Source organism: Belliella buryatensis (assembly GCF_900188245.1).
Taxonomy (GTDB): Bacteria; Bacteroidota; Bacteroidia; order Cytophagales; family Cyclobacteriaceae; genus Belliella; species Belliella buryatensis.
Map to the genome: position 1 here is coordinate 1 of NZ_FZOK01000021.1, position 22,210 is coordinate 22,210.

19 protein-coding genes are annotated in these 22,210 nt (G+C 37.8%); 10 read left to right on the forward strand and 9 right to left on the reverse strand.

The annotated features are described in order from the left end of the window. Positions 1-548 precede the first annotated feature (548 nt). Together CHB66_RS16125 and CHB66_RS16130 are read left to right on the forward strand one after the other, a co-directional pair. Positions 549-1,799, forward strand: coding sequence for a hypothetical protein (locus CHB66_RS16125; protein WP_245812773.1), 1,251 nt, complete (start codon positions 549-551; stop codon positions 1,797-1,799). A gap of 36 nt (positions 1,800-1,835) precedes the next feature. Then, positions 1,836-2,711: an FkbM family methyltransferase gene (locus CHB66_RS16130; protein WP_089242447.1), complete on the forward strand. Its 876-nt coding sequence runs from the start codon at positions 1,836-1,838 to the stop codon at positions 2,709-2,711. A 262-nt stretch (positions 2,712-2,973) separates the two neighbouring features. On the opposite strand, the gene CHB66_RS16135 is transcribed toward CHB66_RS16130, so the two are convergent. From CHB66_RS16135 to CHB66_RS16155, 5 genes are all read right to left on the reverse strand, one after another. Beyond that, positions 2,974-3,402 (reverse strand): response regulator, encoded by a 429-nt coding sequence (locus tag CHB66_RS16135; RefSeq protein ID WP_089242448.1) that lies wholly within the window; start codon positions 3,400-3,402, stop codon positions 2,974-2,976. Positions 3,403-3,407: 5 nt separating this feature from the next. Continuing rightward, positions 3,408-4,763, reverse strand: coding sequence for a RagB/SusD family nutrient uptake outer membrane protein (locus CHB66_RS16140; protein ID WP_089242449.1), 1,356 nt, complete (start codon positions 4,761-4,763; stop codon positions 3,408-3,410). Between the two features lie 751 nt (positions 4,764-5,514). Continuing rightward, the gene (locus tag CHB66_RS16145; RefSeq protein WP_089242450.1) at positions 5,515-8,685 is read right to left on the reverse strand and encodes a SusC/RagA family TonB-linked outer membrane protein; all 3,171 of its coding nucleotides are present in this window, start codon (positions 8,683-8,685) and stop codon (positions 5,515-5,517) included. 394 nt (positions 8,686-9,079) lie between these two features. Continuing rightward, positions 9,080-10,702 (reverse strand): TlpA family protein disulfide reductase, encoded by a 1,623-nt coding sequence (locus CHB66_RS16150; RefSeq protein WP_212668469.1) that lies wholly within the window; start codon positions 10,700-10,702, stop codon positions 9,080-9,082. 1,266 nt (positions 10,703-11,968) lie between these two features. Then, entirely contained in the window at positions 11,969-12,187 is a 219-nt protein-coding gene (locus CHB66_RS16155; protein WP_089242452.1) for a hypothetical protein, read from the reverse strand. Positions 12,188-12,311: 124 nt separating this feature from the next. Between CHB66_RS16155 and CHB66_RS16160 the strand changes: the two genes are divergently transcribed. The 5 genes from CHB66_RS16160 (at position 12,312) to CHB66_RS16175 (ending at position 16,920) form a co-directional block, all read left to right on the forward strand. Further along, positions 12,312-12,548, forward strand: a complete 237-nt coding sequence (locus CHB66_RS16160) for a helix-turn-helix domain-containing protein (RefSeq protein ID WP_089242453.1) — start codon at positions 12,312-12,314, stop codon at positions 12,546-12,548. A 409-nt stretch (positions 12,549-12,957) separates the two neighbouring features. Beyond that, positions 12,958-13,104, forward strand: a complete 147-nt coding sequence (locus CHB66_RS17230; RefSeq protein ID WP_245812775.1) for a hypothetical protein — start codon at positions 12,958-12,960, stop codon at positions 13,102-13,104. A gap of 28 nt (positions 13,105-13,132) precedes the next feature. After that, entirely contained in the window at positions 13,133-13,354 is a 222-nt protein-coding gene (locus CHB66_RS17235) for a hypothetical protein (protein WP_245812777.1), read from the forward strand. Positions 13,355-13,466: 112 nt separating this feature from the next. Then, positions 13,467-14,459, forward strand: a complete 993-nt coding sequence (locus CHB66_RS16170; RefSeq protein WP_089242454.1) for an AAA family ATPase — start codon at positions 13,467-13,469, stop codon at positions 14,457-14,459. A 4-nt stretch (positions 14,460-14,463) separates the two neighbouring features. Beyond that, positions 14,464-16,920, forward strand: a complete 2,457-nt coding sequence (locus CHB66_RS16175; protein ID WP_089242455.1) for a S8 family peptidase — start codon at positions 14,464-14,466, stop codon at positions 16,918-16,920. Positions 16,921-17,118: 198 nt separating this feature from the next. On the opposite strand, the gene CHB66_RS16180 is transcribed toward CHB66_RS16175, so the two are convergent. Further along, entirely contained in the window at positions 17,119-17,388 is a 270-nt protein-coding gene (locus CHB66_RS16180) for a hypothetical protein (RefSeq protein ID WP_212668470.1), read from the reverse strand. Positions 17,389-17,610: 222 nt separating this feature from the next. On the opposite strand from CHB66_RS16180, the gene CHB66_RS17030 reads away from it, so the two are divergent. Both CHB66_RS17030 and CHB66_RS16185 read left to right on the forward strand, forming a co-directional pair. Beyond that, positions 17,611-17,772, forward strand: a complete 162-nt coding sequence (locus CHB66_RS17030) for a hypothetical protein (RefSeq protein ID WP_170932515.1) — start codon at positions 17,611-17,613, stop codon at positions 17,770-17,772. Beyond that, positions 17,756-18,259: a DUF6169 family protein gene (locus CHB66_RS16185; protein WP_089242456.1), complete on the forward strand. Its 504-nt coding sequence runs from the start codon at positions 17,756-17,758 to the stop codon at positions 18,257-18,259. Before CHB66_RS17030 ends, CHB66_RS16185 begins: the two co-directional genes overlap by 17 nt. Before the next feature lie 145 nt (positions 18,260-18,404). On the opposite strand, the gene CHB66_RS16190 is transcribed toward CHB66_RS16185, so the two are convergent. Both CHB66_RS16190 and CHB66_RS16195 read right to left on the reverse strand, forming a co-directional pair. Further along, positions 18,405-19,247 (reverse strand): hypothetical protein, encoded by an 843-nt coding sequence (locus tag CHB66_RS16190; protein WP_089242457.1) that lies wholly within the window; start codon positions 19,245-19,247, stop codon positions 18,405-18,407. Then, a complete protein-coding gene (locus CHB66_RS16195; RefSeq protein ID WP_089242458.1) occupies positions 19,244-20,071 on the reverse strand; it encodes a HipA family kinase in 828 nt (275 codons plus the stop codon). Before CHB66_RS16195 ends, CHB66_RS16190 begins: the two co-directional genes overlap by 4 nt. Before the next feature lie 440 nt (positions 20,072-20,511). Here CHB66_RS16195 and CHB66_RS16200 point away from each other — a divergent pair, with 440 nt between their 5' ends. Next, a complete protein-coding gene (locus tag CHB66_RS16200; protein ID WP_089242459.1) occupies positions 20,512-20,892 on the forward strand; it encodes a hypothetical protein in 381 nt (126 codons plus the stop codon). 773 nt (positions 20,893-21,665) lie between these two features. Here the strand turns inward: CHB66_RS16200 and CHB66_RS16205 are convergent. After that, on the reverse strand, positions 21,666-21,935 hold the full coding sequence (locus tag CHB66_RS16205) for a hypothetical protein (protein WP_089242460.1): 270 nt from the start codon (positions 21,933-21,935) through the stop codon (positions 21,666-21,668). Between the last annotated feature and the right edge of the window lie 275 nt (positions 21,936-22,210).

Below are 22,210 nucleotides of genomic sequence, written 5' to 3' on the forward strand. Positions count from 1 at the left end.
TCCGCCGGAATGTCAGTCGAATCTGGCCAATCAGGCCACTTTCACTGTTCAAAAACATTCCGGTTGAGAGGGGTCAGCATACTCCGGAATATCCACGTGATACGGGAGGATGCCTATTCGTGATAATCTCAGCGCTTCAGCGCCATAATTTATAAATCCCCCTAAATCGTATTTCCCATCATCAAATCCAATCTATCTTTTATATCTCTAAAATTTAAATTCGTTCAATTCGCGAAATTGGTGGTCAACTTTTTTTAACCTTTATCTTTTCTTGCCCGCCGTGGCGGGAACCTTTTTCCTCTATTAACCCCTTAACCTTTTAACTCTTTTAACTTCATCGCTCTTTGCACCATTGCGCCCTTTGCGAGAACCCCTTTTTCTTCCTACCTTCCCCCTCATAATTGCATTCAATAATTAAACCTTCAAAATTTCACAAGACTCCTTTAATCTTTCCCTAGTTTCATTTAATTTCCCTAATCAGTTAAGCACATAACCAAATAACCCATTTTCTCCTTTCCCCTTTCCCCCTTTAACCTTTTCCCTATCAAATGCTCGACATCCTCGTCATCATAGCAGTAATCATAGCTCTAGCCAATACAAACTCAAGTATGGCAAAGAAATTTGGTTTATCTGCTAAGCTAACCATGCATTTGAATTACCTCCTTTTCTACCACCTTTTCTTTAGTTTATTCTTTACTTGGTACATTTTGAATTTCGGAGGAGATTCTCAAGGTTATTGGCGTTTTGGAATGCAACAAGTATTGATTAAAGGAGAAGAATCTTTGGTTTCTTATTGGGGGACGAGTACTACATTTATTTTATGGCTTTGTTACATACCTGCTAAGGTTTTAGGGCTGAGCTATATTACAGGAAATATCCTTTTTGGTGCTTTAGGTTTTGTTGGAATTAGATATATATACATTCTTGTAGCGGTACATTTCCCCATGAATCATAAGGTTTTAAATATTCCTTTGTTTCCTACAGTTTTTTATTTTTTGAATCTACATTTTTGGACGGCAGGAGTAGGAAAAGATGCCATTTGCTTTTGGGGAATAGCTTGGTTTCTTTTTGCCTTACAGCAGTACAAGAGTAGATGGTGGCAGGCTGTAATCGCTTTATTTTTTGTCTATATGGCAAGACCACACATGGGGCAAGCACTAATTGGTGGAGCTACCTTAGCGATTTTCTTAGGAAGCGAAATGAAAGTGTATTTTAAAATAGTTATGGGTATTGTAGCCATTTTAGGTACTTATTTGCTCTTAGATAGTACAGCAGAGTTTTTAAGAGTAGAAGAATTAACTATTGAAGCATTAACTGGTAAAAGTGAAATGACTGCAAGAAATTTAAGTGGAAGGTCTGTTGGTTCAGCTCTAGATATCACAGGCTATTCGCTTCCTATGAAGTTATTCACATACCTTTTTAGACCACTCTTTGTTGATGCTCATAATTTCGTGGCTTTTTTCTCCTCCTTCGAAAATGCCCTTTATCTCTGGTTAAGTTTCTTTATTTACAGAAACTGGACACCAGAAGCCATTAGAGATATGCCATTATTCTTAAAAGCAGGGATTATTACTTTTGTACCAGTGACCTTAGCATTTATGAATGCCCTTAGCAATCTAGGGGTGATCATGCGTATGAAAAACATGACCATGATCTACTTCTTACTTTTCTGCTTCTTCCTTATCGCCTACAACAAAAAACTCCGCTACCAACGCGCCCAAGAAAAAATCCGCTACTACCAACAAAGAGAAGAAATTATTGCTTCCAAAAAGCAAAGAGAAATAATCCCTGACAAATGAAATTAATGGTTGTTTAAAATTACTTTATCACAAATAATGAATAATTTTTTAATCAAAGTTGTAAGAAAATTAAGACTGCTGAAGTATTTAAACTTTAATAGCTCACAAAAAATAAATAATAAAATTTTTCAAATTCCTATTTTGGGAAATATAGGCTTACCAAATTTATTTATTTCTGAACCTTGGATGATTGATACATTAGAAATAATATTAAAAATTAATCAAGAAAGTAAAAGTAAGTTCATAGATGTTGGAGTAAATATTGGACAAACACTTTTAAAACTCAAAAGTGTCAATAAAAGTATTGACTATATTGGATTTGAGCCAAATCCTATTTGTGTTTTTTATACCAATAAATTAATTCAAGCTAATAATTTTAAAAACTGTAAATTGATACCGATTGGGATTTCTGATTCTTCAGAACTAGGAGTATTAAATTTTCTTAGTAATTCACAAACTGATAGCGGTGCTTCCATGATCTCTAATTTTAGATCAGAAGATAAAATTGTAAATAGAGAGTTTATTCCTCTAATGGATATAAACCATATCAAGGATAATATAGAATTGGATGAGTTTTCAATTTTGAAGATTGATGTAGAGGGAGGAGAATTGGAAGTTTTAAAAAGCTTTTTTGAGTTAATAAAGTTAAATCAACCAGTTATACTATTAGAAATTCTTCCTACTTATAATGAATTAAATAAATTCCGAATATTACGACAAAATGAAATTTTAAAAATGATAAAAAGTCTTAATTATTCTATTTTTAGAGTAATAAAAGAAAAAGGAATGTTTGATAATTTTGAACAAATTCTTGATTTTGAAATTCATTCGGATTTAGATAGATGTGATTATGTTTTGATTCCTTCCAATAAAATACTGGAATTTAGAAACGTAATATTGTCAAAAGTATAGGCTGTTTTTGCTATTACCCATTTAAGCTTTAGTCAACCAGATTGGTGGTCTAAAGTCATTATTTACCCATTTTCTCTTCAACTTTAAGTTTCTGCTTATGTCTTTATCTTTCTATGTTTCAAGTCACTTCTTAATTTTTCAATTTCTTAGATCTAATACCCATTAAACCAATCAATCTAAAATCTCTTCCACTTCCCATCCGTGTTTATCTGTGTTAAAAATTAAAAAAACAGCGACCCACCTCTGAGCCGCTGTAAAATTTCTAGAACTTCAACCTCTCCAAATAAGCCTCCACCTTACCAAGCTCAAAGATCGATAATGGCTTTACCACATACCCACATACATTTCGATCATCCTTCGCCCGATTGATATCTGAAGCTAACACAGAACTACTCAAGATCACTATCCTAAATACCTCCTTCGTCTCAGCTGGCAACCCTTCAAACTTTTCCAGAAAATCCCACCCATTCATCACAGGCATATTCAAATCCAGAAAAACCAATATCGAACATGGTTCAGGTTTGAGATGCTTCACCACTGCATTCACATATTCAAACCCACCCACGCTACATTCAAAATGCAATAACTCACCCCCATAACCTGTCTTTCTTAAAAATCTATTGCTGATATAATTGATCACAGGATCATCATCAATCAATAGAATACAGTCAAAATCATTCAGTGATTTCATTCTACTCAATTGCGATTATTTTGAGTGATACCACTGACATTGACCTCATTCAAAGGAATCGGTAAAGTATATCTGTTAGAGTTTGGCGGTAAACTATAACTCTCACCTTGCACCACCCTTGTCAAGGTCTGAGCATATCTAGGATCCCTATTAAGTCGGCGAAGATCAGACCAGCGAACACCCCGGTAAAGCAATTCCTTCTTCCGCTCTGCTAAGATCAAATCCAATACAGCTTCTCCCGATGCAGTGAAAGGCTCAAAGCTCCCAGCTACCCAGCGCTTTTCAAGCAATTGATTCAATACGGCCAAGGCCACAGAAGTATTTCCAGCTCTAGCCTCACACTCTGCTTTGACCAGATACAACTCGTTCGTCGCCAAACCCGAAAACATATTATTAGTGCCCGAATAAGTCCCCTTAAATACCGACCCAAAAGCATTATTCAGGAAAAACACACTCCTCCTCAAATCTTCTGTAGCATAAGAATTATATATCTCAGGATTGACTACAGTAGTGACCAAGGCACTGAATAAATAGGATACCATCTGCGTATGATAAATCACCTCCTCGTTGAAAGCAGGAACAGGGAACCTCAAACTTGCATTGATTTGATTGTAATCCATCAAAGCATCATGAATACCCAATGCACTGTTGGCATGGTTCAAGGCCTTTTCATAATCCTCAATTGCCAAATAGATCCTAGCCAAAAGCGCATGAACAGCTGCTTTTGATGGCCGACTTTTATAAACATTCATATCCCTAAGCAAGGGTAGGGCAGTATTGAGGTCACCAATCACCTGATCATAACAAGTCTTTAAATCTGATCGATCCACCCGGATATTGATGTTTGGATCCATCCGCAATGGAATCCCCAGCCCCCCATCATTTACACCAGGCTGATAAGCTGGCGCAAATTGGCTCAGAAGATTATAAAATCCATTTGCCCTCAAAAACAAGGCACTCCCAATGATCTCGTCTTTGCGAATGCGCTCCTCCTCAGCTGAAGGATCAATATCTGTAATCCCGTCCAATATTACATTGGCATAGAATGCTTGAGAATAAGGAACTGACCAATCACTGAACTCATTTTCGAAGAAACTTTCACCCCACTTGTAAGCCTCCTGCTCATCCAAACTATAAACAAGGAAGGCATTCGGTGTCGCCACCAATTCATCCCCACTCAAAAGATTAAACCCAGGGCTTTGATTCATCCCCCAGTTGCTCGCATCCAAGAGCGCCTGCATATCATCAAGCGTACTTGGAATCACAATATTCTTATTAGGCCTTTCATCCAAAAAACCCTCACAGGCACCCGCCACCAATAGCAGCACACCCGCACAAATCATAATTACAATTGATTTCATATTCTTTCTCTTTTTAAGTTTTTAATTATTCATTTATAACCTCTGAGTTTACCTCTCACCCCGACCCCTCGGGGCCACCCCGACTCCTCGGGGCTTAACGCTTAACCGTCAGACGGTTCAATACACTCGTTAATCTTCAATACTCCCCAATAACCGTCAGACGGTTCTACAGCTCCTTAACATTTACGTTCAACGCCACCCCGACTCCTTGGGGCTTAACGCTTAACCGTCAGACGGTTCAATACCACTCGTTAATCTTCAATACTCCCCAATAACCGTCAGATGGTTCTACAGCTCCTTAACATTTACGTTCAACACCACCCCGACTCCTCGGGGCTTAACACTTAACGCTTAACCCTCAACCCTTCCGAAAAAAAGGAAGCCAGCCAGCAGCTCTCAAACTGACTGACCCAGGAGTCACCCCCTAACTTTCCGTAGTAGCCGTCGCCTTATGCGCCCCGGTGATTACCATTTGGGTTTAATCGATTAACCTTATTGAGAAAAGTCCGGAAAGCCCCAATCCCTCTTCATTCTTAAATCATAGATCTCCCCGATCCCTCGGGGCCACCCCGACTCCTCGGGGCTTAACGCTTAACCATCAGACGGTTCAATAACCCCTCATTAATTTTCAAGATCATTCATAACCGTCAGACGGTTTACTATCCCCCTAAACAGTTAAGCAGTTAAGCAGTTAAGCAGCTCCCTCTTCATTCTTAAATCATAGATCTCCCCGATCCCTCGGGGCTAAAATCTAAAACTCCACCCTCACCCCAATCGCCACACTCCTCGCTGCAGGCATAGTCCTAAAGTCTGGATCCAAACCCTCACTGTTCGCAGCCCACAAAACCCCTAGATTATTCGCATAACCATACAGTTCAGCAGACTGAAAAGGCAACCATGACTGATTGGCCTTAGTGAAGAGATAAGAAACCCTGATATCTTGCAATCGGATATGATCTCCCTTTTCTACCAATACACTGGAATGATTGTAAAAGAATTCCCGATTGGCATTATTGGTATTAGGCATGGATGGGATAGTTGTGATCAGCTCATCACCAGGCTGCTGCCAGCGATTCGCAAAATCAGCATGATCTCGATCTCCCCGCAAAATATTGGAATACAAAACCGATCTACGTTTGTAATAATAGCCTAAACGATAACTAATATTCGCCGACAAGGAGAACCCCCTATAGCTCACCGTATGCATCATGGCACCAAATACACTCGGCCTGGAAGGACCATGATAGCGGATATCATCCAAAGTCGCTCCATTGAGAATTCCTGTATAATTACTGCTTGGCTCCCCATCTATAAAACCCATAGGATTTCCATTATCAGGATCAAGACCCGCCCAGTCATAGCTAAATACCCCAAAAAGTGGTTTACCCTCCAAAGGAAACACCCCAAAGTACTGCATATAATTCCTGATATTTGACTCAAGCTCATAGGACTTTACGCGCTCATCAACCCAGCTGAGGAAATAAGTCGTGCTCCATTGGACTGCTCCAGTGGTATTTTTACTACTTAGCTGTAAGTCAATCCCTCTGGTCAATGTCTCCGCAAAGTTGCCTCTATATTGCGCAAATCCGGTAGAGGGAGCCATTGGCATATCTCCAATCAAATCCTGCCCATGCTTGATATAAAACTCTATGGATCCAGATAGCCTATCATTCCTGCTGGCAAAATCAATCGCATTATTCCAAATCTGTATTTTCTCCCACCGCAAATCTGGATTAGGAGGCGTGATGATCCTTGCAAAAGGTAAATTGGTTAGAAAATTTGAGTTACCCCCAAAATAATTAGCAGTTGTAAAAGCAGTTAAACTCTTATCTATATTCCCATTATAGCCCAAGGTACTCCTTAGCTTCAAATAGGGGATAAGCCCAGAATTGTAAAACCCTTCATCACTTAAGATCCATGCTCCACCTACTGACCAAAGTGGAACACCCCGCTGATTTGCATTTACCCCAAATAAATTGGACTCATCCTTTCTGGCACTAGCAGTTAAGATATACCGCTTTCTAAAAGTATAGGATGCATTGGCATAGTAGGAGAGGAACCTGTCCACCTGACCTGAATGACTATTACCAGTGCTGATACTTGCCAAAGCACCACTGTGGTACAAAGGAAATCTCGTAACAAAATCTACTGGCTCCGAAGTAGCAAACTCAGGCCTGTAGCCGTAATAGGTATTGGCATGATGGCCCAAAGTCAAATCCTTTACCTCAAATCCACCCAATGCTGAGATCACATGGTCTTCACCGATTACTTTGTTATACCGCAATTGACTCCTGAAACTATGACTTGAACCAACTGTATTTCTCCTATTGTAAACGTCTCCAATTGGAACAACTCTCGTCAATTCCCCATTACTATCACGTTGAGTAAATCGGTTGATCTGATTTCGAGCCGAATAACTCGCTAATGGAGATAGCTGTTCGGCTATTCGATTGTTTTGCCAATACTGGTACGAGACTTCCGCCTTGAAATCCGAATTGATTTGATAGCCCACCTGTGCATTGATTCTATAATCATTATTGCTGTTGCGATTACCCAGAAGACCAATCTCATCCAAGGGCCTATACCGCCAATCCAATAAGCCGTCATCTGCTATACTCTCCAAATACCGGGTGCTATACCCAAAATTCAGTGGCAAATGATTGCCAGCATCATCCATTAGGCGCTCATAAGCATAGCCACTAGGGACAGCAGTACGATCCCAGGTATTCCCTTGTACATAATACATACCCAAGGACACATCCAGTTTATCATTGAGCAAACTCCATCCATTTTGAAAATTCAAGGTCAAGCGATCATTATCATTTGCAACCACTGATGTCAAGTTTTTGTCATAGCCCAGACCAAAGCTGTAAGTATGATTGACAGATCCTCCTCGTACATTCAATGAATGCTGCTGATTGATGGCACTCCTGTAAAAATGTCTATGCAACTCATCCCTGAAATCATAATTCCTATATCCATCTATCAACTGATTAGCCACGCTTGAACTGATCAATCCATTACGCTCTGCAATCTTAGTCTCCACAACAGGTGATAGGGCAGGGCGGGAGAGGTTGTTTTCCTGACTATTATAGAATCCCCTCCCAAATAGCAACAACTCCATATCAATAACCTCTGAAGCACTCATCACTGGATTGTAAAATAAATCCGGCCGCTCAATCTGCGTGATATTACTGTTAAAAGTTACCCTAGTCGCCTGTCCTCTTGATCCCTTCTTTGTAGTGATCACGATCACCCCATTACCAGCTCTTGCTCCCCATATCGAGGCAGCCGCTGCATCACGAAGGACAGTAATACTTTCTACATCATTGGGATTGATATTCTCCAAGGGACCATCATAGGGGAAGTTGTCTATGATAATCAGTGGACTTGTATTGGCAAATAAGGTGCTACGCCCGCGAATATTTAAAGATTCTCCAGGACCACGGTTAAACAAAAGCCCAGGCGTAATGTCTTCCAACCTGTCTAAGAGATTGGTGCTGATACGCCTATTAACCAATTCCTCATTCACTTGAACAAATGAACCCGTAGCCCTTTCCTTTGGCAATTCCTGATAGCCAGTCGAAACCACCTCAACTTGCTCCAGTCCAAAGGATTCAGATTCCAAGCTGATACTTAAATCTGACGATAAGGGAACATCTACCTGCAATTCGTATGGCTTAAACCCTAGGTAACTTACCTTTAGTGTATAAGCCCCCTCCGCAAGCTTCAACAGAAACCTGCCATCATCTTCCGTAATCGCCCCCCAATTCCTGCCATCCACTGTTATCACTGCACCTGGCAGTACCTCTTTGCTCTGAGTCATCACAACTCCCTTTACCTCATGGCTGACCGTTTGGGCATGCAAATGGCCGCCAACCCCCATAATCACAGGGATCAGTAATCGTAAAATTCGCTTCATAATTATCTTGGGTTTTGTTTTGGTATTAAATCCTTTTTCTCTTTTCAGTAACTTCTTTAAGTTTCATACCGCCTACTTGCTCACTAAGCGTAGATTGCATCTACTAAGCTGCTTCTACTAAGCGTAGATTGCATCTACGCTTTCATATCATTCCATTCGACATTCATCATTTTTAAACCTTTAATCAATTTTTCATTTCTCCTTTTTTCATTTCCTCCTTCCTCCCTCATCCCTCATTTCCCCCTAAACAGTTAAGCAGCTAAACATTCTTTCCCTCACCCTTTCTCCTTTCCCCTTTAACCTTTCCTCTCTTTTCATCCTTCCTCTCTTGCTTGGTTCATTGTACTTCGTACTTCGTACCCCTTTCCCCTTTCCCCTTTTCACCCTTTACCCCTCAGCGTCCCTCTGCGAGAACCCCCTCCAAAACCCCAATCAACCCCTCCGGCATCAATTGCAATCCCCCAGACTGTACCATCCTTCCATCCCCATCTATCAAGAGCTGATGAGGTGCGCCAACAATATTATATTGCTTCAAAAAGGCATGATCAAACCCTTCTCCATTGGTATAGAGGTTGACCACAGAAGAAGAAGTATATCTACCTCCAGCCACACTCTTTTCCCACATCTTTCGGTTTTTGTCCATACTAATTGAAATCATCACAAAGTCTTTGTTGTCTTTAAAATACTCCTCAACAGAATGCAGGGAACCTTCATAAAAATTGATACATGCCTTACAGCCCGTAAACCAAAAGTCCAAAAACACAGTCTTCCCCTTGAAATCTTCAAGCCTGACCAATTCACCCTTCAGATTTTCAAAGGCAAAGTTTTCAATAGGCTGACCCGCTCCTTGTCTATGATAAAGTCTTTCTAGATAGGGTCTGATACTAGGCTCTTCAATGCTACCAAGCGCTTTTTCCAGGATTTCTGATCCGTTTGAAAGTTTGCTGAAGTTGCCAATAATGTATTTTCCAATAAGAAAGTCCCTAACTTCATTTGGGTAATTTTCTAAGCTGACAAACAGTGGTTGATTTTTAAGCTGGCTCAAAGCCTTGGATTGATTCATCAAAAAGTCCTGATAATAGGTAGCTCCAAGAATGGTCTCCTTTTCAAATTCAAAGCGCAGTGTTTCAATTTCCTGAGCATAGAAAGCTTCAAGTTTTTCTACAAAACCTGGATTGACTACCTGCTTCGCATGCCTATATGCCTGAGTCCAATCAAGAACAAGCCTATCGTACAACATACCTATTTCATTTGCTAAAATGATTTCATAGGCCTCTTTAGATAATTGACTTTGATAAGAATCTAAAATCAGCAGAGACTTGTCTATGGGAATTTGCTTAGCCTCTGAATGCAACAAAGCGAGGTAGCTTTCATCCAAAATAGGAAGACTTAATACCTCTCCAAAATTTCGTTGAGCCTGTTGATAGATCCTTCGATTGTCATCCTTTTCTAAAAATTCCTCAAGACTGGATTGACTTCTTTGGGTATACCTCACGGCTCTCTGAAATGAATGAGCTTGACGATGATTATTCAAGGCTCGCTGACATTCAAATAGGGGAGCAGATGGTCCACCAAATGTTAAAATATTTCGGAAAGGCTGAGCATAAATTTTAATACTATCCCCTGGGAAAATTAGGTATTTATTAAAGGGCTCATTACTGCTCAACGACAAACTGATATAGCTAGGTCCTTGAAGGTCTGAAATATTGACTGTGATAACTTGATCACTGCTAGGAAATAATCCTTCAAGCATGCTTCCTTTTCTCAAAGGAATACGCTTAGAAACCTGACCTTCTGTAGATGCCAGTTGCCCAAAATAATGACTCCAAAGGCTCACCTTCAAAGTGTCAAGATCCCGATCCGAATACTTGGTATACTTAAAGTATATCAAAGCACTTTTCTCCATATCTTGTCCATCAGGAATGGAGTCTTCAAACCCCATTCCCTGAATAGACTGGGCGATAGCAACCTTTCCCACTACCATCATCAATACCCCCAAAATCATCAATCTCTTCATAATTTTTTCGTTTTTTGTTTTCATTTATCCAATCATTTCATCCTTCCTCCCTCCCTCATCCTTTATTTCCTTTTACCTTTAACCTTTTCCCTTTTTCCTTACTAATCCTTCCTCCCTCATCCTTCCTCCTTTATTTCCTTTCCCCTCATTTCCTCCTTCCTTTCTGTCCTTTGCCCCTCCGCATCCTTAGCGTTCCCCTTTTACCTTTCTCCTTTCTCCTTCCCTCCCTCCAATCAACTCAATCACCTTAAGGACTAATCCCCTTCATCTAAACCTAAACAGTTAAGCAGCCCGACACTTCGGGGCAATTAAACATTTCTTTTCCTTTCTCCTTTATCCTTTTCCCTAATCAACTTAATAACTAATCACCCTTTCCCCTTCCCCCTTTCCCCTCGGTCCCTGAGTTTACCTCACGCTAGGGAGGCCTGTCGAAGGGTTAATCTTCACCCTTCCTAATTCATCCTTCATCCTTTCGACCCCTTTCCCCTCATTTCCTCCTTCACCTTTCACCCTTTAAATAAAGGCCCAGCAGTGCAGCAGTAGCGATTAGGTCAGCTACACACCCAGTTTAGCATTACTTTGGTTTTTGGTTATACATATAACACCACACCGCCAGAACCCTTAATTTCCTTTCTATTAACCTTTGAGGTTTTTCAAAACCTCGAAGGTTTTAACTCAATTTCTTCCCAAACACAATTGATCTACCCTAGCTTTTCCATACATCGGAAAAAGAAATCCCACCCAATCGTCCAATAAACAATAACATGGCTATTGTCTTTTAGAAAAGGCATGGCTCCGCCAAGGAGTATGGATTTATATGTTTCATACTTTCTGTTTTAGAAATTTAGATAGGAAGTTTTTTCAACACCTCAGCTGGATGGACAGTTGACCGTATATTTTACACCTCTGATTTATATCCGTCAGACGGGTATTGGCAAAGGTTTTCCAGTCAGAGAAATCTCCTCTGTTACACTTGGTTAAGAAATTGATTGGTATTAGACTTTACTGAGCTTCTGCAGCAGCTGGAAGTAAAGTTGCGAGCACACCCATTAGCGTAGATAGGTTGGAAAAACGAAGTTCATCGGGGACTCGTCTCGTCGTAGGTAAAATAGGTTTAAATAGGGTTCTTCGGTTTTCTTTTGAACAGAAGATCGAAAGTTGTAATCTTCAAACAATTCGATTTTCTTCCTAAATGAAGATCAAAACTCAATAAAACACTTTGAACTGCAATATTTAACAAATCAGTCTTATGATTTTTGAAGAAGATCATTTTTCAAATTTCAAATTTTTATGATTTTCACAGGCCTTCTCGAAAACACTTAATAATTCATACACTACTTTAATATTATCTAACAAATCTGTAGTGTGCCTTCTCTCAATCTTTATTTGATTGAGAATACCTAAAATTCCATTGCGATATTTGAGAATATCACTTTCTGGAATCCCAATTTGAACATCATTTTCATTAGGAAAATTACTATTCATTAGCAGTCAAGTGAATAATTCATATACAATTGTAAATAAAATATTAACAATATCAAAATAATAAGTAATTATTTTTAACATATATGTCATTATTATATATATTAACGTAAATAAAATATTAACAATGACAACAAAACTCGGAGAATTCTTTAAAAAGCACTCAATTAACAAGTCTGAAGTAGCTAGAAAAATTGGTGTTAATAAGCAAAGACTCACACAATTATCAACAAATGAAAATTCACAGTTAAAAGCAAGTGAATTATATCTAATAGCTTTGGCTACAGGTACCAATCCATGTGAACTACTAGAATATTTATTTGATGGGACAGAATTGCCTGAAAAAATATTGAATGACAAATAAGGATCAGTCCCGACTGGTTCAAGTCTCATGACTTGTACCTAAACCATCGCAGTTTTCAAACTGCCCTTCCGTGCCCCTCCAAGCCTCCGTGGCTACAAACAAAAAATCCCCCACCTCAAAAAGATAGGGGACCAGCCTACGGTTGGCTTGAGCGATTAAACCGCTTTCTACTAATTACCTGGCTTTTTTCGGGGTATCTAACCTTCTGATATAATGTGCTTCAACTAATGTCATACACAATTTTAAGAACTTTTATTTGAAAAAAAGATTAATTGAAGTAGTTTAGAAGTTGCTTAAAGTAGTTTAAAACTACTTTTTAGAAGCATTTTGTTAAAAGATTAATTATCATATCTTTTTAGTTTCATAATATCAAAATATTAATTAAATTAGTTTAAATAACGCAATGATCATGGGAGAAAATGAAGATTCTGGATTTACTGTCCTTGAAAATAAAAGTATTGGAAGAAACTTTTCAATGTTCCGTAAATTACGGGATAAGAAAGCTGTAGAAGTAGCTGACTATTTAGGCCTGAAAGAAGCTGCCTATACAAAATGAAAGAGGAGAAAGCAAAATCACCATAGACATGATTCAAAGTGTTGCTGAGTTCTTAAATGTGGATCCACTTCAAATTATATCTTCTCAGCCAGGACATATTATCGAGCATTTGACAAATTCTCCTGTTTCGATTAATTCCAGTAATAACACTACTTCGATCAACGATAAGCAAACTGAAGTTATGATGAAAATGATGGAATCAATGATGCAGATGAATGAAGCGATTAGAAAAATATTAGAAGGGAAGTAAGGTTAATTTTCGAATAAAATTGATTTTTTTAAGTTAAACTTAAAGCGAAAAAGCATCTATCTTTGAGGTGGGTTTTTTAGAACTTTAGATTACACTGCGTATTTAAACAATTATGAATCAAGCATTATTAACACGTCTTTTTAAAACTATTGAGGGTAATCAAAATACTCCATTGATGAAAATTGCTTTTAGCATAGTGGAGGAAGAGCGCAAAAAAGGTCATGCCCATCTTGCAGACAAGTTAGAGTCCATTCTTCGCCAGAACCTTTCAATTGAGTCAGATCAAACGCTCAGACCAATTAAAGTCAAAGATTTTAAATTACCCGTTGACCGAAGATATAGACTTCCTTTAGCTAACCATATTCCCCACGAGCAGCTGAGGCATCATATGATTTTGGATCCAGTTGTAGAGGAGAAAATAGAAAGAATCGAAAAGGAATTTTTAGCTGGAGAAAGATTAGCGCATCATGGTTTGAAACCTAGAAGAAAAATACTTTTTTATGGAGCATCTGGCTGTGGCAAGAGTATGGCTGCTGAGCGAATTGCATGGGATTTGGGCTTGCCTTTTTACAAAGTAAGGTTTGACTCAATCATTTCCTCTTATTTGGGAGAATCTGCTGCCAATCTCCAAAAGTTATTTGACAGCATTGAAGATTATCCATGCGTATTGCTTTTGGATGAATTTGATATTATAGGCAAACAAAGGGATAATAGGTCCAATGATGTTGGAGAAATCCATAGAATTGTAAATATTCTTTTGGGATTGCTTGAGGAGTATAGTGGGAAAGGGCTACTGATAGCTACTACTAACTTAGAGGGAAGTTTGGACAAGGCTCTTTTTAGAAGGTTTGATGAATTTATTGAGTTTCCCAAGCCATCAGCATTCGAAATACAAAAAATTCTTGAGCAATCGTTTTCTTCTTTACATGTCAACAAGGAGGTAGATTTTGGTGGACTTTCAAGAAAGATGGATGGGCTTTCTTATGCGATTGTAGAAAAAATAGCCCATGATGCTGCTAAAAAGGCGATTATTTACGGTCACAAAGAAATTAGTCATAAAGATATAGAACAATCATTGAATGAAAACCGGTTTTTAAACGCATAAGCTTATGGAGCAATTTCCACACCTGAATTTTTTTCATGTCGTAGAGGGTAAGGCAAGAGGTTTTGGAGGCGGAGGGGAAAATGAAAGATCTAATGGAAATAGAACAAACCGTAGAACACATGCGGATTTTTTGTCCGAACAAGTGACTCAAAGCAGGAAAGAATGGCTGACTGATTTTTCTCAAAGAGAAGGACTTGCACAATTGAGTTCAGAAATCCAACCTGTTCTACTAGAAATCAATCCAGATAAACTAAAGGCTATAGGTTTTAGTCTGCTCGACTTTAATATAGAAATAGTGTCTGAAGGTGATGAAGGACTAATCGTTGCAGCATCCTTGGATAACCTTAATGCTCTAGAAGAGAAAATCAGGGGTTTTATAGATAAAAAGCATGGTACTGGAAAAATTGCAGACTTTTGGAGTATCGTGGATGGTGATAGATCAAGCTGGAAACCACAGCATATATTGTCTTCTCACCTTTTAGAGATGTGGCCCCATATTCAAGATGATCAAAACTATCAATTAGAGGTCGGGATTGCATTTGATAGACCAATCCCCATAGAACCAGATATTTCAAAAAGAGGAGGAACAAAAAGACATGAAAATTTCGAAAAATCTTTAGAGGAAAGAGACAGCCTTTTAATGGATAGGCAAGATCATTTCGAGGAGTTTGTTGATTTTTATGGAAGCATTATAAGTTCTTTTATTGAACTGGAAGATAGTTTTAGCTGTGAGATAGAGATATCTGGAAAAGGCTTAAAAGACCTTGTTGTAAATTATCCTTTTGTATTTGAAGTCAATGAAAAAGAAGAAATTGAGATTTCTACTGTTGATTTGGGTGCATCTACTGAAATTGAATTTGAAGTTTATCCACCTGAAGTAGACTCCCCAATAGTTGGTGTAATAGATAGTGGAATACAGGAGAATCATAGGTTTTTGGAAAATGCTATAAATGATTCTACTTCCTATATTCCATCTGATCCCTCAACAGCCGATCATGTAACTCCTAATGGTCATGGCACCCGTGTAGCTGGCGCAATTCTTTATCCTGATGGTATTTCCCATCTATCTTCTCCTTATGTACTCCCAGTATTCATTCGAAATCTTCGCGTCTTGGACAGTGGAAATGGACTATTACACAAATATCCAGCTGATTTAATCAAGACAATTGTACATGAAAATCCAGACTGCAAACTATTCAATTTGTCGATTTCCTCCAAAGCGGGCTTTAGGAGAAAGCATATGTCTGCTTGGGCTTCTACTATTGATGAACTTTCCCACTACGAGGATATTCTTTTTGTTCTTGTTGCAGGCAATTTGTCCAGAGACACGATTAAACACTATCTATTAGATGGTTTAAATTACCCTGATTATTTGAGAGCACCCTTTTGTAGAATAGCCAATCCTGGGCAAAGTGCTTTTGGGATTACGGTAGGAAGCATAAATCCCGGTGAATTTGAAGATGATGATTGGGAGTCTTTAGGGGAAAAAAGTGAGATATCAGCTTTTTCTCGTATAGGTTTAGGTATATGGGAAATGACCAAACCAGATGTAGTAGAATATGGAGGAGGATTAGTTGTTTCAAAAAATTTATTGAAGCTTGTAAAAGCGCATGAAAACCTTGCTCCTGAATTATTGAGATCAACCTTAGCTGGTGGACCTGCTCATTCAAAAGATGAGGTAGGGACTTCATTTGCTGCACCAAAGGTGACTTTCATCTTGGCTCAGCTTAAGAAACTTTATCCTAATGAAGGCAATAATTTATTCAGGGCCCTTTTGGTACAGGGAGCAAGACTTTTAGGAAGACACTTTCTTCAACCTTCACTGGAAAGTATTAGGCATTTTGGCTATGGGCTTCCGTCTCTTAACAGGGTTACTAGAAATTCAGATTACAGGGTAACCTTTTTCAATACAGCAAGCATAACCGCAGAACAGGCTCATGTTTACAAAATTGATATCCCAGAAGAATTAAGGAGGCCAGAAGACGATTTTGATATTCTTGTGGAAGTTACATTGGCTTACACATCCAAAGTGAGGAGGACAAGGCAGCGGTTAAAATCTTATTTGGCTACCTGGTTGGATTGGGATACTTCGAAATTGGGAGAATCTCACGAGGAGTATAAAAACTACGTTCTAAAAGAAATGGGGGGAAATGAAACCATTTACGACAAAAGCCTTCGTAACAGATATTCCGGTATTCCTTGGAAAATTGGTGGACAGGCCAATCACGGTGAGATTAGAGGTGTTAGCAGGTCTAACTCAACTTTACAAAAAGACTGGGCAGTCGTCAAATCGTACGATTTGGTGGAAGACTTTAGTATTGCTGTCAGAGCGCATAAAGGGTGGGATAAAAATCAAGAAGAAATTCCGTATGCATTAGCAGTATCTTTTGAGGTACTCGGTTCCAATATCCCTATTTATGAGATGATAAGGATAGAAAATGAAGTGGAGATTGAAACCTAACTAATAGATTTTCAAACATCCACTTACCGCTTTTCGGAATTTGTCCGCTTTTCCGCTTCTCGAGATAGAGATAAATAGAATTTGTAATTCTAATCTATACCTATCTTAGCGCCCCTCCAAGCCTCCGTGGCTACAAACAAAAAATCCCCCACCTCAAAAAGATAGGGGATCAGCCTACGGTTGGCTTGACCATTCGGTTCAAGTCTTCAGATGTTTTTCGAAATTTCTGCTCATTCTTTGCTCTTTAGCTGCTAAATAAGCCTGATCATATTCTTTCATGCTTTTTCTTAGAAGTGTATAATCCTCTTCTGAAGGAAAGATAATCAATCTGGTGAAGGGATTTTCAAAGTTTATAGGTATAAGAGGGAAATCCTCTCTTCGGAAAGGCCTTCCCATTCTTTTTTGCAAGCACTCTAGACAGAGCATTCCATTCCCTACTCCATACTTATTCCAAATTTCTTTGGTCACCTTGTAGTAGTTGTATCTAGGCTTTATGTCCCTATGTAAGAAATTGAAAATGAGTGCTTAATATCCTTATTTTCTTTTTGAAAGAAATGGGAATTTGTATATATTAAATAATTATATATTATCTTTGCAATGTAGAAGGGTATTAATGCCTACTTGATTGTTGGAATTTACATGTAATTCGTAAACTCTGTTAATTGATTCTTCAAATAAATCGTAAATCAAATGGAAAAAGTAATTGTAAAAACTGAAAAGAATGCTAAAGTTTTCGATTACATTCAAAAAAAGGTCGAAGATAAAAATGCAATCATTTCTTATATTCGCGAGGGGAAGGATTTAAAAGAGCTCCAAGAAAATAGGGACATTAAATTTGTCAAACCTATATAAAATACACCAAACTGAATCAGGTTACTTCTTTGTTACAGACAAAGGAATACCTTATATGATTATTTTAGAAAAATCATCTTTCATTCCTCCTTATGGAGATTTTTTATATGATTTCTCATTTTTCCCAATAGATGCTAAAGAAAAAAGAAATAAAGATCAAAACGGTTTTGATCCCAAAATTCATCTAACACTCCTTAATTTTCTTGAAGATCTTTTCTCTCAAGATGTAAGAAATACAATAGTTTATATTTGTGATAGTCAAGATCAACGTGAAGTTTACAGAAAGATTTTATTTGATAAATGGTATGATGAATTCTCAATAGAGAGATTTGAGAAACTTGATTTTAAACTCGTCAATGATGGATCAGATTATTTGATAACAACTTACATATCAATTGTTACTTTAAGGGAAAACCCTCATTTGGATGATTTGAAAGATTTCACCAGGTCAAATATGGAAGAATTTGAAAACTACAAGTTTGAATAGCTCACATTGATTCAAGACCCTTCTGGTTCAAGTCTCATGACTTGGCCATAAACCATCCCAGTTTTCAAACTGCACTATAGTGTTAAAATAGAAAGTGAGCAAAGGAAATTCAGATAGGCTGTCACCATAATAAGAAGCTCAAAAATTATTCTACCTCAAAAGGTCTAACATCATGTTTCTCGAAGTATTCTTGAATACTTTCCAATTCATCAGGAGAAACTATTTCTACTATCCTTTCTTCGATCAATGGAGATTTTAACAAATTCTCCCAAATATGATGTTGCTTGCTCAAATTAGACTCAGGTTTTTGGCCAACAATAAAAAATTTACCAAGTTTATTTTCCTTGATCTCAAATGGTTTGATCAAACTTACATAGTTATTAACTCTATGCTTGATAGTTTCTGCACTTGTTTGAAAATCGATAAATTGAGTCAAAACAGGAACCTCATTTTTCCCAATCATATCCACATTAAAATCAAATACTACGAAATCAAAGGATGATGCTCTTAAAGTGAAATTTACATTGACCCTATCTTTGACCTTTGGAATAAAGTTATGCTTTATATCCATTAGATTAGATTGAGCCTTTACTCCCAGATTTGGCAAGCTTGAAATTTTGTAAACATATTGCTCAAATAACTTATCGAAGACCACCTGATTCGCATCAATATCTATGACCTTCGGTGGCGTTAGAGATATCAAATTATTGGTGTAGTTAGATAGATATTGGATATAATCAGCTCTTAGATTACTGCATGCTAAATGCAAATCATTGTCTGTATTTGATATGTTTTCAAATGATGACAATTGTATTTTCAATAGTTTAAAGGACTCAGTAGATAAAAGCTTTTTTAATAAAGATAACTTTTCCTCAGAAAATTTCATCATACTTATCCCCTCCTCCTGAGAAAGTAGGAGACCTAAATTGATCCTTTCATTACCTAATGCTGAAAGTGAAGTATAAATAATGGAATAATATGTTTTCATGGTCTTTGGTACATTAAGCCTGCAAATTGAAGATATGCTTGACGGACTCTTCCTATCCACTCCTCAGAAAATAGATTTTCATTCAAAGATTCTTGGACTTGATTCCTATCATATCCCCACTCATCGGGTATCTGTTCAACGATTTGACTTAACTGACTGAAACATAAAGAGCATAAAGATTGCAAAGATGCTTCAATTTCGTGAATTAATTTGATATTTCTTCTATTTCTTGATCCAAATACTTTACGAAAAAGATAAGTGTAAAATAAGGAATCCTCGTAAGTTATTTCCAATAAAGGCCTAAACAAACTACCTGAATTAAATATTTTCTCGTTATCAATAAGTATAGGTTTTAAAATATTTGAATCAAGATTTATTAAAAGATTCATATTGCCAGTATTGCGATCCTCATTGCTTAACCAGATATCAAAAAGAGCTATTTTCAGCAGAAGGTGTTTATCAAATTTTGAAATAACATTATAAGTATAACCTTGTGCTATTTCATCAATTAATTCTGTTATTCCTTGAATCTTAAGAGAACTTATTAAATGAACTTCTATTGAAATGTAATTAAGCTGCATTCCAAGCATTCGGGCTGGAAGATGTTCTCTCTTTAAATCAATTAATTTCATCTCAGGAATTGGCAATCCCCAGATTTTAGCAAAATTATAGGCCAAGTATTCATTTAACAATTTTGAGTCTTGCCGGTGATACGGATACTTACAAATATAGAATTCCATATCCGAGGCATGAATCAAAAGTGGCCTACTGCCTGCCGTCTCATAACGCTTATTGACTTCCTCGATGGAATATAGTCTATCCATTAATCTGAAAAATTCATTTTTAACTTGAAACTTTAATGAAATGTCTACATTGATCTTTCATTTTATTTTCTTGAATATACTAAAATATTTATATCTGCTTTCACACCAGTAGCCATATTTTATTAGGTATATACCTAAAATTCAGCTATTGTCGACTGTCGACCGTCGTCAGTCGACGATTATCCGCTTGATCCTTTCGTTTTATTGAATTACTGGTGTCATTGCGGATAATCAAATAATTTATTTTCTCTGCTTCTCGAAATTTGCCCCGATTCCTCGGGGTCCGAAACCAGATAAAAGGAATTTGTAATTCCAATCACTTATTCCTGTTCACAATTGGTTCGAGTCTTCTAAATTGGCCCCTTTTGGTTCAAGTCTCATGACTTACAAAAATAAATAACTAAGTTTCAATCTTGATATCATAAAATAACAAATAGACAATGTTTCAAGAACCTAAAAAATATACAGACAACAATCATTTCTTTTTCAAAGTAGGCCAGGACTTGGGAAAAGTTTGCAATGCCCCGAAGGATAAAGACGGTGTTTTTAAAGTTCTGGAACTACGAAACGGTGAAATAAATTTAGTTTATATCGGTTTCTCAAACTCAAACGGACTTTACAATGAAATAGTAAACGGAGCTCACTTTGACAAAAATCCGAGAAATATTGGTTGGACTGATCAATTAATAAAAGACAAAACAGATGCTATTGACGTCTATTGGTATGTAACAGATGGCAAATACGACCAAAAGAAAGAACAAGTCGAAATGCTAAAAGACTTTATTGGCCTAACCGGAAAATTGCCCAAATGGAACAAATAGAAAAAACGACCAAATTGGTTCAAGACCCCTTCTGGTTCAAGTCTCCTGACTTGGACCTAAACCATCCCAGTTTTCAAACTGTCCAAACCGTCAGTCAGACGGTTTAATAAGCTCCCGTCAATTTTCAAGATCTTTCATAACCGTCAGACGGTTAAACTTTAACCTTTAACCTTTTCCCTTTCTCCTCTTTTCCGCTTTTCGGAATTTGCCCCGATTCCCCTTCTGGTTCAAGTCTCCTGACTTGGCCCTAAACCATCCCAGTTTTCAAACTGTCCAAACCGTCAGACGGTTTAATAAGCTCCCGTCAATTTTCAAGATCTTTCATAACCGTCAGACGGTTACACCCCCTTTAACCTTTAACCTTTTCCTTTTCTCCTCTTTTCCGCTATTCGGAATTTGTCCCGATTCCTCGGGGTCCGAAACCAGATAAAATGAATTTGTAAATCCAATCACTTATCTTTCCTTCTGGTTCAAGTCTCATGACTTGGACCTAAACCATCCCAGTTTTCAAACTTCCCAAACCGTCAGACGGTTTAATAAGCTCCCGTAAAATTTTCAAGATCTTTCATAACCGTCAGACGGTTACACCCCCTTTAACCTTTAGCCTTTTCCTTTTCTCCTCTTTTCCGCTTCTCGAAATTTGCCCCGTTTCCTCGGGGTTCGAGACACAGATGAATAGAATTCGTAATTCCAATCTAAAATCCCCCCGATCCCTCGGGGCTAAAATCTAAAATAAAAAAGCTGACCCCATAAGAGCCAGCTTTAATATTTACTTAACGATTAGTAAGTACAAACAAACCAGGTGTAATCACATCTGATTCTTCATCTGCTTCTTCATAGATACAGCCTTCTGATGTACCAATACAATCATAATCTTGAGGATTCAACAAACTGATATCATGAAATTGCACAATATCACCATTAGCATCTCTCTCCGCACCAAAACCATTCATGATGCTCAATGGCTGAGTAAATGCAAAAGCAAACACCGCTGCTAATACAAATACTCCACCTCTTACTAAATTTAAAACAGAAGTTTTCATACGCTTGAATTTTAATTGTTAATAGTTATTCCAGTTGTTTTAGGTCCTAATAACCCTTCCGAGAGGGACAACCAGATTTTCACCCCCTACAATCGCCTGCCCACTACCTAGTAGCCCTACAAACCGCACATTTCTTCATTCCCATCTAGGTGTTGATTATATCTACACCTTCATATCCCCATCCATTTCGACATTCATCATTTTTAAACTTTTAACCCTTTTAACCTTTTCCTTTTTTTCATCCTTCCTTTATCCTCTAGGCAACCCAGTGCCTC

Coding starts and splice junctions, on each gene's coding strand:
- CHB66_RS16200 (WP_089242459.1), top strand. CDS start 20,512: ATGTTTCAAGAACCTAAAAAATATACAGACAACAATCATTTCTTTTTC.
- CHB66_RS17030 (WP_170932515.1), top strand. CDS start 17,611: ATGGAAAAAGTAATTGTAAAAACTGAAAAGAATGCTAAAGTTTTCGAT.
- CHB66_RS16140 (WP_089242449.1), bottom strand. CDS start 4,763: ATGAAATCAATTGTAATTATGATTTGTGCGGGTGTGCTGCTATTGGTG.
- CHB66_RS16125 (WP_245812773.1), top strand. CDS start 549: ATGCTCGACATCCTCGTCATCATAGCAGTAATCATAGCTCTAGCCAAT.
- CHB66_RS16160 (WP_089242453.1), top strand. CDS start 12,312: ATGACAACAAAACTCGGAGAATTCTTTAAAAAGCACTCAATTAACAAG.
- CHB66_RS16205 (WP_089242460.1), bottom strand. CDS start 21,935: ATGAAAACTTCTGTTTTAAATTTAGTAAGAGGTGGAGTATTTGTATTA.
- CHB66_RS16175 (WP_089242455.1), top strand. CDS start 14,464: ATGGAGCAATTTCCACACCTGAATTTTTTTCATGTCGTAGAGGGTAAG.
- CHB66_RS16155 (WP_089242452.1), bottom strand. CDS start 12,187: ATGAATAGTAATTTTCCTAATGAAAATGATGTTCAAATTGGGATTCCA.
- CHB66_RS16150 (WP_212668469.1), bottom strand. CDS start 10,702: ATGAAGAGATTGATGATTTTGGGGGTATTGATGATGGTAGTGGGAAAG.
- CHB66_RS16130 (WP_089242447.1), top strand. CDS start 1,836: ATGAATAATTTTTTAATCAAAGTTGTAAGAAAATTAAGACTGCTGAAG.
- CHB66_RS16170 (WP_089242454.1), top strand. CDS start 13,467: ATGAATCAAGCATTATTAACACGTCTTTTTAAAACTATTGAGGGTAAT.
- CHB66_RS16135 (WP_089242448.1), bottom strand. CDS start 3,402: ATGAAATCACTGAATGATTTTGACTGTATTCTATTGATTGATGATGAT.
- CHB66_RS16190 (WP_089242457.1), bottom strand. CDS start 19,247: ATGAAAACATATTATTCCATTATTTATACTTCACTTTCAGCATTAGGT.
- CHB66_RS16145 (WP_089242450.1), bottom strand. CDS start 8,685: ATGAAGCGAATTTTACGATTACTGATCCCTGTGATTATGGGGGTTGGC.
- CHB66_RS17230 (WP_245812775.1), top strand. CDS start 12,958: ATGGGAGAAAATGAAGATTCTGGATTTACTGTCCTTGAAAATAAAAGT.
- CHB66_RS17235 (WP_245812777.1), top strand. CDS start 13,133: ATGATTCAAAGTGTTGCTGAGTTCTTAAATGTGGATCCACTTCAAATT.
- CHB66_RS16195 (WP_089242458.1), bottom strand. CDS start 20,071: ATGGATAGACTATATTCCATCGAGGAAGTCAATAAGCGTTATGAGACG.